Consider the following 4,758-nt stretch of genomic DNA (forward strand, 5'->3'; position numbering starts at 1 on the left):
TGGGTTTAGAACGTCGTGAGACAGTTCGGTCCCTATCTGCTGTGGGCGTAGGACATTTGAAGGGAGCTGCTCCTAGTACGAGAGGACCGGAGTGGACGAATCCCTGGTGATCCAGTTGTCTCGCCAGAGGCATTGCTGGGTAGCTACATTCGGAAAGGATAACCGCTGAAAGCATCTAAGCGGGAAGCCCCCCCTAAGACGAGATGTCCCTTCCGCTTTCGGGCGGACTTAAGACCCCTCGTAGACTACGAGGTTGATAGGCCGGGTGTGTAAGTGCGGCGACGCATTCAGCTTACCGGTACTAATCGGTCGTGAGGCTTGACCATTTTCTACTTACCTTTGGCAGGTTTTGTCATCCTGACAAATGGTGACTGCCTTATCTTCATCTTTCAAAGATACCGCGTCTGGGAAAGGCGCCCGGATCAGTGACCAAAAACGTGTCACTGATCCGTGAGGATACCAAAAACCGCGCTTTTTGGTATCCGTTGAGCAAATAGTCCCGGATTGGACTTTTTGCGAATCTATCAACAATAGTAATTGAGTTTCCGGCGATTATAGCGAGGGGGATACACCCGACCCCATTCCGAACTCGGAAGTTAAGCCCCTCAGCGCTGATGGTACTGCATGGGCGACTATGTGGGAGAGTAGGTCGTTGCCGGAATTTATTCGAAAGCCCCGAACAGGTCAGCCTGTTCGGGGCTTTCTCATGTCCAAAGTCCAATGTCCAAAGCCCAAAGATGTTATTGCGCCTGTCCACCGAATCTTTAAGCGAAGGTGGAAGGACACAGAGAAAGGCGATAAATAGGGGAAAACTCGGGCGGATGCCGTAAAAGCCCTGAAAAGCAATCACCACAGAGCGAAAGCCTGTGTCTGCGACTAAGTCTGAAACTCGTTCTCACCCCGGACCCTTCGCCGCGCTACGCTTGCTCAGGACAGGCCCCAGACCCTAAACCCTGCATTTCCTCTGGACTTTGGGCTTTGGACATTGGACTGCCCTTTCCCCCCTTGCCACCGCTCCCTTCACTCTGCTACTTTCACACCTGACTCTCTGCACTCTGCACCCTGCACTGTGCACTCGCAAAGGGAGGCATGTCGGAACCATGATCCAACTTGACGAGGAAAGAAAATTCTATCTATTCCTGACAGGAACGTTCGCCTCCCTTTGCGTCATTATCTGGCTCGCCCCCGGCGCTTTCAAGGTCCTTGCTTTTTCCTTTGGTCTCGCCTACCTGCTCGACCCTCTCGTGGACTACCTCAAGGACAGGAAAGTACCGAGAAGCGCCTCCATCATATTGATCCTGATCCTGGTTTTACTTATCATCATCCTTCTTTTTTCCCTCATCATTCCATACCTCTGGGGACAGGGTGTCGCGCTGGTCAACGAGGCGCCGGTACTGGCTCAAAAGGCCATCGACAAGCTTGCCGGATGGGGTTTCGTCCTCCCGGCGGCCTCACATGGCGTTCCAGAGCTCATCGAGCAGGTTAAAACAAACCTCCTGTCCGGCGGCATGGATTATATACGTCCCCTGGCGTCGGGCCTTTTCAAGGCCACCTCCGGGATACTGGGTTTCGTCCTTGCTTTCGTGAACCTCGTCATTGTGCCGGTGTTCTTCTTTTACATGCTCAGGGATATCGACCTCATCCGGGAGAATTTTTACCGCTTTGTGCCTGATACAGTCGAAAGCAAGGTCCGGGGGTACCTGGGGATGGCAGACGGTGTTCTGAGCGGTTTTATCCGGGGCCAGATCCTGGTGGCTCTTGCGCTTGCTGTCTTGTATTCGGCGGGGCTGCTGATGACCGGTCTCAGGTTCGGAGTCGTCATCGGGGTTACAGCGGGTATCCTGAGCGTCATCCCTTACGTGGGTTTCCTCATCGGGCTGCTGGCGTCGGCGGTGGTCGTCCTGGTGGATTTCAGCGGATGGGGGCTTGCCTTCGGCGTGGCCGCGACCTTCGGCGTTTCCCAACTGATCGAGGGTTACGTACTGACGCCGCGGTTCGTGGGCAATAGGGTGGGTTTAAGCCCCCTGGAAACCCTCATCGCGGTCCTCGTGGGTGGACAGATGGGCGGATTTGCAGGGCTCCTCATCGCCATCCCGACTGGCGGGATCCTGAAAAAAACGGTGTTGATGCTGAAGCCGGGGGGGGAAAGCGCTGACGGCAAAATTGATGAAGAGATCTATATGGCCGGGGCTGATGACGCGGGGACGCGGGGACGCGGAGACACGGAGGAGGGAAATTCAGGGTCAAGTGTCTAGGGTCTGGGGTCTGGTACCCAAAACTCAAAACCCAAAACACGGAACCTGTTTTTCCTCCCGTCAATTGATGGAGGAAAAACCATGACCACAGGAACAAAAGGCTCGAAAATGGAAACCTTCGGGACCGTTCTGACTTACTGCGTCCAGTGCGGGAAGGTCATCGAGGGCAAGCCCTACGAAATGTCCATGGACAGCTCCTGCGCGTCATCCAATCCGGTTTATTTCTGCGGCAAGGAGTGCTGGGAGGGCAGCGAGGAATTCAACACCGACAACTGGTAGGCTGTCAGCTTAGGGCTGACAGCTGACAGCAATTACCAGGAGCTATGTGCCAAGAACTAAGAAAAACAATTTCTCAGCGGCCCTGGATTCGGCATTTTCTCAAACAACAAACCTGTCGATCTCTCCAGAAAGTTCGGCAAGCGATTTCATTGTTTCACTCCGGTCGTCGGAAACACGGGCGATGATGATTTTCTCCTCCTCGAAAAGACCCCTGATACCCTCAACGATCCTGTTTATATTATCCATCTGTGATGCCTGCGTTTTGGAGAGGCCATCCACACTGTGGGCCATGCTGTCCAAGGTAGATGTCGTATTGGAGATCTGCAGGGCCACCTCTCTCTGTTCTTTTAAGGCTCCCTTTACCGAACATGCAAGTTCATTGATGTGAGTAGAGGTCAACCTGATCTGTTCGATACCAGATTTCTGTTCTTTCACAGCGTTGGCAACGGAACGGGTCATTTCCGACACGCCGTGCATGGCGCCCGATATCTCCCTGAAATGAATGCCCTGCTCTCCCATCAAATTGCCGATGGATGATACCCGTACCCTGGTCTGGTCGACCATGCCGAGTATGGTGTCGAGTGCCTTGCCTGAGTCGGTCGACAGCAACACACCGTTAGAAAGACTGTTGAGGTTCTCGACCAGCGCGCTGTGAGCCGTGCCGATGCCGGACTGTACTTGTTTCAGGATTCCGCCCACATCCCTGGCGGAGTCGGATGTTCGATCTGATAGATCCCTGATCTCACTGGCCACAACGGCGAACGATCTTCCCTCTTCCCCTGCCTGAGCGGCAATGATGGATGCGTTGAGGGCCAGCAGGCCGGTCTGGTCACCAATGTCCTCCATGGTGGAAATGATCTTTCCTATGGACTCTGAGTGCTCCTTGAGCTTGTCAAATATTGCCCCAAGCTCTTTACTTTTGATGTTTATCTCATCCATGAAGGCGGATACTTTCGAAACCTTTTCCTTGCCGTTTCTGGCGTTCTCGACCATCTTGCTGGAATATTCTTCCGTTTCTTTTACGATGTCCTGGATCTGGTCAACGAGAGCAGCCATGTTGTTCACCAGGCCCATGGTCGATTCCGAGGAAGTAGACACGGTTGACGCATTTTCACTGACGTGTCGAATGGATGCTTCAAGTTCTTCAAGTGCGGAAGTGATCTCAATAATATAGGCAGCCACCTCGTCGGTCTGGGATTCGATATGGGCAATGTTTGACTGCTGCTCCAAAATGGAGGAAGAAGTCTCCTGGGAAGCGTCCGAAAGTGAGGAGGCCTGTGATACTATATTATCTGTTGATCCGATCATCTCGTGGACCCCGGACTGGACGTCCAGGACTTTGGTTTCGTAACCGTTCACGAGGGTCTCGATCTGGGATAACCGTTCGTTGAGGTTTTGAAGGGTGGCTTCCATCGACCTCCTGCTCGCAATGATGGCAAAAACGACCTGCTGAAGATGTGCGATATTCTCGTTAAAACGGCGAGCGACGAGTCCGATGATGTCGCCTGACACTTCCGGCAGACGAAATGTCAGATCACCCTCTTTGATGCACGTTTCGTTCAGGGAGACAGCCATGGATTTGACCCTTCGGAGCAGTAAGGACCAGGTGATGGCATAACTGGTCGCGCCGACGATGAGGCCGGCAACAAGGCAAAGCATGACGAAATACTTATTCCTTCCTGGAATCCAATCGACGAAGGGGTTGACCACGATGGGAAAAATGATGCCGATGACAAGACCGAAAGCCATCATGGCCAGTAGAGCTTCGAAAGAGTAGTGGCGCTTGTACTTCATAAAACCCTCCTGGCCATCTGTCTAGGAGTCTGTCGGAGAACCTCCCTGTTTTTTAACAGGGAGGGCACAGACTCCTAGCAGCGTAATGCAATTCGATGATGCACGATATGTAAAAAACTTTAATATATTACAATAATGTAACATTATAGGCAAATCTTTCACCCCAGAATCGCGATTGATTGTATTTTTGGCGATTCTTGGGGTAAAAAAACCTTGTTGGCTGGGTAAGTTACGTAAACCGACGGAACTTTCCGCAAATAACCAAAAAAGTGAGAATATGATAACCAAAACGGTCCTTCCCTTCAAGATCGAGGCGGACAAGCGTTCGGCCCGGATGTCGTACAAGGGATTTCAGGCACTTATTATCAAAAGCCAAAATATTTTTATTGTATAATTTCAAACATTGTTATAAAAAGTAAAATAATAACAC

At 52.0% G+C, this 4,758-nt stretch carries 3 protein-coding genes and 2 rRNA genes; 4 read left to right on the forward strand and 1 reads right to left on the reverse strand.

Annotation, left to right across the window (positions count from 1 at the left end; translation table 11 throughout):
- The 4 genes from P1S46_11610 to P1S46_11625 all read left to right on the forward strand — a co-directional run.
- Nucleotides 1–326: ribosomal RNA gene (locus P1S46_11610) — 23S ribosomal RNA — on the forward strand; the annotation flags it as partial.
- A gap of 218 nt (nt 327–544) precedes the next feature.
- Nucleotides 545–661 (forward strand): 5S ribosomal RNA (gene rrf, locus P1S46_11615).
- A 439-nt stretch (nt 662–1,100) separates the two neighbouring features.
- Nucleotides 1,101–2,255: an AI-2E family transporter gene (locus P1S46_11620; protein ID MDF1537121.1), complete on the forward strand. Its 1,155-nt coding sequence runs from the start codon at nt 1,101–1,103 to the stop codon at nt 2,253–2,255.
- 81 nt (nt 2,256–2,336) lie between these two features.
- Complete coding sequence (locus tag P1S46_11625; GenBank protein MDF1537122.1) at nt 2,337–2,534, forward strand: hypothetical protein; 198 nt, start codon at nt 2,337–2,339, stop codon at nt 2,532–2,534.
- 99 nt (nt 2,535–2,633) lie between these two features.
- Here the strand turns inward: P1S46_11625 and P1S46_11630 are convergent, their stop codons facing one another.
- Nucleotides 2,634–4,328, reverse strand: coding sequence for a HAMP domain-containing methyl-accepting chemotaxis protein (locus P1S46_11630; protein ID MDF1537123.1), 1,695 nt, complete (start codon nt 4,326–4,328; stop codon nt 2,634–2,636).
- Nucleotides 4,329–4,758 lie beyond the last annotated feature (430 nt).

The organism is bacterium, assembly GCA_029210545.1.
Classification (GTDB): Bacteria; BMS3Abin14; BMS3Abin14; order BMS3Abin14; family BMS3Abin14; genus JARGFV01.

Bases quoted from the DNA above. Each gene is read 5' to 3' on its own strand.
- P1S46_11620 (MDF1537121.1), top strand. From the start codon at position 1,101: ATGATCCAACTTGACGAGGAAAGAAAATTCTATCTATTCCTGACAGGA.
- P1S46_11630 (MDF1537123.1), bottom strand. From the start codon at position 4,328: ATGAAGTACAAGCGCCACTACTCTTTCGAAGCTCTACTGGCCATGATG.
- P1S46_11625 (MDF1537122.1), top strand. From the start codon at position 2,337: ATGACCACAGGAACAAAAGGCTCGAAAATGGAAACCTTCGGGACCGTT.